General features: G+C 69.4%; 5 protein-coding genes and 1 pseudogene. 2 read left to right on the top strand and 4 right to left on the bottom strand.

Annotated features, from left to right (window positions below; genetic code table 11):
- Positions 1-150 precede the first annotated feature (150 nt).
- Together ACI3KS_RS19425 and ACI3KS_RS19420 are read right to left on the bottom strand one after the other, a co-directional pair.
- Entirely contained in the window at positions 151-486 is a 336-nt protein-coding gene (locus tag ACI3KS_RS19425) for a hypothetical protein (RefSeq protein WP_404920183.1), read from the bottom strand.
- 400 nt (positions 487-886) lie between these two features.
- Positions 887-1,999 (bottom strand): MFS transporter, encoded by a 1,113-nt coding sequence (locus ACI3KS_RS19420; protein WP_404920182.1) that lies wholly within the window; start codon positions 1,997-1,999, stop codon positions 887-889.
- A gap of 84 nt (positions 2,000-2,083) precedes the next feature.
- On the opposite strand from ACI3KS_RS19420, the gene ACI3KS_RS19415 reads away from it, so the two are divergent.
- Both ACI3KS_RS19415 and ACI3KS_RS19410 read left to right on the top strand, forming a co-directional pair.
- Positions 2,084-2,683, top strand: coding sequence for a sugar O-acetyltransferase (locus tag ACI3KS_RS19415; RefSeq protein ID WP_404920181.1), 600 nt, complete (start codon positions 2,084-2,086; stop codon positions 2,681-2,683).
- On the top strand, positions 2,673-3,242 hold the full coding sequence (locus tag ACI3KS_RS19410) for a TetR/AcrR family transcriptional regulator (protein WP_404920180.1): 570 nt from the start codon (positions 2,673-2,675) through the stop codon (positions 3,240-3,242). Before ACI3KS_RS19415 ends, ACI3KS_RS19410 begins: the two co-directional genes overlap by 11 nt.
- A 31-nt stretch (positions 3,243-3,273) precedes the next feature.
- On the opposite strand, the pseudogene ACI3KS_RS19405 reads toward ACI3KS_RS19410, so the two are convergent.
- Both ACI3KS_RS19405 and ACI3KS_RS19400 read right to left on the bottom strand, forming a co-directional pair.
- Positions 3,274-4,627, bottom strand: a pseudogene (locus ACI3KS_RS19405) (L-serine ammonia-lyase).
- Positions 4,628-4,662: 35 nt separating this feature from the next.
- Positions 4,663-5,907, bottom strand: coding sequence for a M20 family metallopeptidase (locus ACI3KS_RS19400; RefSeq protein WP_404920179.1), 1,245 nt, complete (start codon positions 5,905-5,907; stop codon positions 4,663-4,665).
- Positions 5,908-5,924 lie beyond the last annotated feature (17 nt).

The raw sequence follows: 5,924 nt of genomic DNA, 5'->3' as shown, positions 1-5,924 counted from the left end.
CCTTACGCCCCGTGGGGCCGGGCATGAGATCGGAGATCGACGCCCACTGGGCATCCGACAACAACACGAAACGACTCACCCGACAACACTCTCAGACCACGCCCACCATTTAGGAGACACGCCCTAGTGGCCCCTCGGCCCCGGCTTGAGTCAAGCCTCCGCGCCGGTGCGTTCGGGGCTGCCACTCGCGCAACGTGGTGTGTGCGGCACGCCCGCGACCGCGCGAGAGGGGCGCAATTCCGTCCCGGAGCTGCGGAGGTAGGTGCCCACGGTCGTGGGGGAGACGCCCAGAGCCTTGCCGATCTGCTTCAGAGTGTCGCCTGCGCGATAGCGGGCTGTCGCGATCTTGAGTTCCGCATCATCGAGGCCTTGGTTGCGCAACCGCACTCCCGCTTTTCGCAGGTGGCGTGTCACGGTCGCGCGACTCGCGCCGACCCGCTCACACACCTTCTTCAACGGGAGCCCCGACTCGTAGAGCTCGCGCATCAGACCGACGGCTTCAGGCGTGACCGTGTTTCGAGGCTTCCCAACTGACCGCACGACAGGCCCTCGATGGTCCGTGATCGAGGGCTCCGACGCCGACGCGCTACCGGTCTCGATGCCCTTCCTCGCCTGAGAAATCAACGATCTCAGGGCGGGGGACGACTTTCGAACGTCCTCCAGCAAGGAGCACATAAGTATGAGAACCCCCGTCGCGGAAGCGGCGGGGGTTCTCTCGTTCCTGAGTTCGACCCGCTTCGCCGATCGTACCCTGTGTGCCCGCGTCGACCCGGTGTGATCCAGACATAGCTGAGGCACCGGCTCGACGCGAACGCACCGGCAGGGAGAGGCGTGGCCCCCAGTACTCCAGGGCTTGACCGCGAGCCTGGCGGTGTGAAATCCGCGCTCAGCTCTTCACCCGCACGCGGCGGTTGAGCATCTCGGACATGGCCAGGCCGAAGAGCAGGATCACGCCGAGGAACAGGGGGAACACCCACATTCCGGTCCAGGTGGAGATCCCGCCGAAGTTGGCGGGCGTCGAGTGGATGATGGCCGGGTAGATGGGTGCGCTTCCCAGTCCCGCGATGACGAGTCCGGTGAGCGCCACAGCGGGCGTCGGCAGGGGGAGCGCGATCATCAGGACGCCGACCCCGACGGCGAGGAATCCGCCGCGGATGAGCGCGCGGTCGCCGATGCGATCTGCGACGAATCCCGCGAGGAAGCGACCGGCTGTGATCCCGAGCAGGAACAGCGAGGCGAAAGCGGCGGCGGTGACCGTGTCGACGCCGCGCGCCGTGACGAGGTAGGTCGACGCCCACAGGATCGTGGTGGTCTCGATGGCGCAGTACGCGAAGAAGGCGCCCAGGATGAACCACACACCGGGGATGCGGAGCGCTTCGCGCAGCGGGACGTGCTTTCGTGGAGTCTCGGCCTCCGAGCCCTCGGGCAGGTCGCTCACCCGTGCTGTCGGCCTTGCCCTGGTCCACAGTGTCAGAGTGAGGAAGAGCAGGACGGTGAGCGCGCCCTGGATGATGCCGACGGTCTGATACGCGCCGGTCCATCCGAGATTCGCGCCGATTGCATAGCTCATGATGAACGGGCTGATCGAGGCGCCGACTCCCCAGAAGCTGTGCAGCCAGTTCATGTGCTTCGCGGCGTAATGCAGCGCGACGTAGTTGTTCAGGGCGGCATCGACCGCGCCTGCGCCGAGTCCGTATGGGATCGCCCAGAGGCACAGCATCCAGAAGGAATCCGAGAACGAGAAGCCGAACAGAGCGGCAGCGGTCATGCCCACGCTGATGGCGGTGACGAGGCCGACGCCCAGACGGTGGGTGAGCCGCTCGGACAGCAGGCTGGAGAGGATCGTGCCGGCGGCGATGATCATGGTCAGGATGCCCGCGAACCCGACGGGCACTCCGAGGTCGCCCTGCATCACAGGCCATCCGGCGCCGATCAGGGAATCCGGAAGGCCGAGGCTGACGAAGGCGACGTAGATGAGGGCGAGGAGGAGTGCGTACACGAAGCGAAGGATCTTTCACGGAGGGGGTGAGCGGACGACCCGCTTCCAGCAGATGCGTACGAGTGTACATGTTATGGTCGGGGAATGACCGACTACTTCGCCGGAGACCCTCGTACGAACCGGGAGCGGATGCTCGCGGGAGACCTCTACATCGCTGAAGATCCCGAGCTCGAGGCACGATCCGCGCGCGCTGTTCGACTGGCGAACCTGTACGAGCGCCAGACCGTCGCCGGTGATCCGGCTGCGCGAGGGCGGCTCGTCGATCTGATCGGCGATCTCGGCGAGAAGGTCGTCATCCGCCCGCCGCTGCGCGTCGACTACGGCGACCGCATCTCGATCGGCGCCGGCACGTTCATCAACTTCAACCTCACGGCGCTCGATGTCGCGGCGATCACGATCGGCGAGGACTGCCAGATCGGCCCCAACGTGCAGCTGCTGACGCCGACGCATCCGATCGACCCTCGGATGCGTCGGGACAAGCTCGAGGCGGCCGAACCGATCACGATCGGTGACAATGTGTGGCTCGGGGGCGGCGTGATCGTCTGCCCGGGCGTCACGATCGGCGCCAACACCGTGATCGGTGCCGGATCGGTCGTGACCCGTGACATCCCGGCGAACGTGGTCGCCGTGGGGAGTCCGGCTCGAGTGATAACTGAGATCGGCGAGGTCGAGAATGTCGCCTGACGCGTCTGCCCGAGGCAGCCGGTCGGGGCGCAGAAACGATCCGGAGCGCCGCGAGCGGATCATCTCCGCAGCCCTCGATGTGATCGCGGAGGCAGGAGTGGCCGGCGCCTCGCACCGGCGGATCGCCGATCACGCCGGCGTCCCGCTCGGATCCATGACCTACTACTTCGCCGGGATCGATGAGGTCCTCCGTGAGGCCTTCACCCGCTTCGCCGTCGAGCAGAGCACCCGGTTCGAGGAACGCATGTCCGCGGCATCCGACCGACGCAGCGCTCAGGACGCTGTCGTCGCTCTCATCGCCGACGAGGTGATGCACGATCAGCGCGAGCTCGTGCTGTCTCATGAGCTGTACACGCTGGCGGCGCGCGAGCCGGTCTATCGAGCTCTCACGGCCGACTGGATGCGCCGCAGTCGGGCAGCGCTCGAGCGGCATTTCGACCCGGAGACCGCGCGGATCCTCGATGCGCTCATCGAAGGCCTGACGATCCATCGGGCGCTCGATGATCAGCCTCGTGACCGCGCAGAGGTTCAACTCGCGGTCGCGCGCATCGTGTCGTGAACACCGCACCCGCGGTGGATCCGAAGGGCCTTCAGCACTCCACGACGTTGACGGCGAGCCCGCCGCGACTGGTCTCCTTGTACTTGTCGCTCATGTCGGCACCGGTCTGACGCATGGTCTCGATCACGGCGTCGAGCGACACGATGTGGCTGCCGTCGCCGTGCAGAGCGAGGCGGGTGGCCGTGACCGCCGTGGTCGACGCGACCGCGTTGCGCTCGATGCAGGGGATCTGCACGAGCCCGGCGATCGGATCGCAGGTGAGACCGAGATGGTGCTCCATCGCGATCTCGGCGGCGTTCTCCACCTGTGCGGGCGAGCCGCCGAGCACCGCGGTGAGACCGGCCGCGGCCATCGCGCAGGCGGATCCGACCTCGGCCTGGCATCCCCCCTCGGCGCCCGAGATCGAGGCGTTCGCCTTCATGAGCGAGCCGACCGCCGCCGCGGTGAGCAGGAACGTGCGGACGCCCTCGATGTCGGCATCCGGTTCGAACCGCCAGTAGTGCATGAGCACGGCGGGCAGGATGCCGGCGGCCCCGTTCGTCGGAGCGGTGACCACCCGCCCGCCGCCCGCGTTCTCCTCGTTGACCGCGAGGGCGAAGGCCTGCAGCCAATCGGCGGTCGCGGGGCGTCCTGCCGCCTCGGCGGTGCGGATGCTGTCGCTCATGGCGCGCGCGGCGCGGCACGCCGAGCCCTCCGGGAAGGATGCCCTCGGCATCCAGCCCCGACTCGACGCAGGCGCGCATCGCCGCCCAGATGGCATCGAGCCCCTCGGCGGTCTCCGCGGGGGAGCGGTGCGCGGCCTCTGCGGCCCACGCCTCATCGGCGATCGATCGTCCGTCGCCGCACAGCGCGAGCAACTCCTCCGCCGTCCGGTAGCCCGGAGCGCCGGTGCGCGTCTCGGCCGGCGCCGGGTCCTCGCCCACACGCTCGACGAATCCGCCGCCGACGGAGAGATACGTCTCCTCGAGAACGGGCTCCGCCGAGCCGTCGGCGAAGGCGCGGAGCGTGAGCGTGTTCGGGTGTCCCTGCGGGCGAGTGAACGGGTCGAGCACCACATCCGAGCTGTCGAAGGGCACCGCGACGCTGCCGTCGAGCATCAGCGGTCGGCCGGTCGGATGACCGGACCACGCCCCGCGGACGTCTGCGGGATCGCAGGTCTCGGGATCGAGACCTGCGAGGCCGGCGACGAGCGCATCAGGGGTGCCGTGTCCGAGCCCCGTCGCGGCCAGCGACCCGTACAGCACCCCCTCGATGTGAGCGGGGCCGCCAGGGAGCGCCGCGAGTGCGCGCCGGGCGAAGTCACGTCCGGCGCGCATCGGCCCCACCGTGTGCGACGACGAGGGACCGATGCCGATCGAGAACAGCTCCAGCGCTGAGACGTACACGCCGGTGCGATCCTCCGTGCGGGGGGATGCCGTCGTCACTCGTCCGCCTGCGGCGACGTGGTCGCGCCCACCGGGCGAGCGGCCTGCCGTGCCAGCAGGTCCGCCCGCGAGTCCGGAGCCAGGGCCGCACTGGCCGCAGCCCAGGCCAGTCCGATCGCCGCGTCGATGATCGCCCTGTCGGCCGCGGGCGTCGCCGCATCCGCCGCGAATCCCTCCGTGTGCGGCGCAGACGTCGACCCGTGCACCGCGATGCCGGGGTGGATCGAGGGGACGACCTGCGAGACGTTGCCCATGTCGGTCGATCCGCCGGCGAGGCCGGTCACGGCGATCGGGTTCCGGCCGAGCTCGACGAGGGCGTCGTTCCACGGCCCCGCGAGCAGCGGTTCCTGCCGCAGCGGGTCGTAGCGCGGCTCGGTGCGCTCCTGCGTCCACGAGCATCCCGAGGCGATCGCGCCGGCCTCGAAGCACGTGAGCACGCGGCGCTTGGCGTCGCGCAGCTCGTCGAGGTCGAAGGAGCGCACCTCCGCCTCGACGACCGTGTGCGCGGGGATGATGTTGGTCACGTCGCCGCCCTGAGTGATCACGGCGGCGGTGCGGACGCTGCCGGGGAGCTGCTGGCGCAGCAGACCGATCGCGGTGAGCGCGACGGTCGCGGCGTCCAGCGCATTGACGCCCTTGTCGGGGGCCGCGGCTGCGTGCGCCGGGCGGCCGGTGTACGAGATGCGGAACCGGTCGACGGCCTGGCTGCTGAAGTCGTCGCAGCGGAAGTCGACTCCGGGGCCGCCGTGCACCATGAGCGAGACCGTGGCGTCCTCCCAGGCGCCGGCCTCGAGCATGAGCACCTTGCCGCCGCCGTGCTCCTCGGCGGGAGTGCCGAGGAGCTTGACGGTGATGCCCGCCTCATCCGCGATCGCGGCGAGGGCGATCGCCGCGCCCAGCCCCGCGGCGGCGATGATGTTGTGCCCGCACGCGTGGCCGATCCCGGGGAGCGCGTCGTATTCGGCGCACACCGTGACGACGAACTCGCCGGTGCCGTAGCTCGCCTCGATCGCGGTCGGCAGGCCGAAGGCTCCCACGGTCGCGGTGAATCCCGCATCCTGCAGAGCCGTCGCCAGCAGTTCGGCGGCTCGATGCTCCTGGAACGCGATCTCGGGGTCGGCGTGGAGCTGGTGGCTCACCGCGAGCAGCCGATCCTCCCAGGCGTGAACGGCATCCGCTGCACGCCGCTTGGCGTCGCCGAGCGGGATCAGCGTGGCGGGGTCGGTGTCGGCGAGGGTCATGCGGGGTCTCCTTCGAG

It is taken from the genome of Microbacterium sp. ZW T5_45 (assembly GCF_044987415.1).
GTDB lineage: Bacteria > Actinomycetota > Actinomycetes > Actinomycetales > Microbacteriaceae > Microbacterium.
The sequence above is the reverse complement of the archived record's forward strand: the minus strand, read 5'-3'. Positions and strand labels throughout refer to the sequence as shown.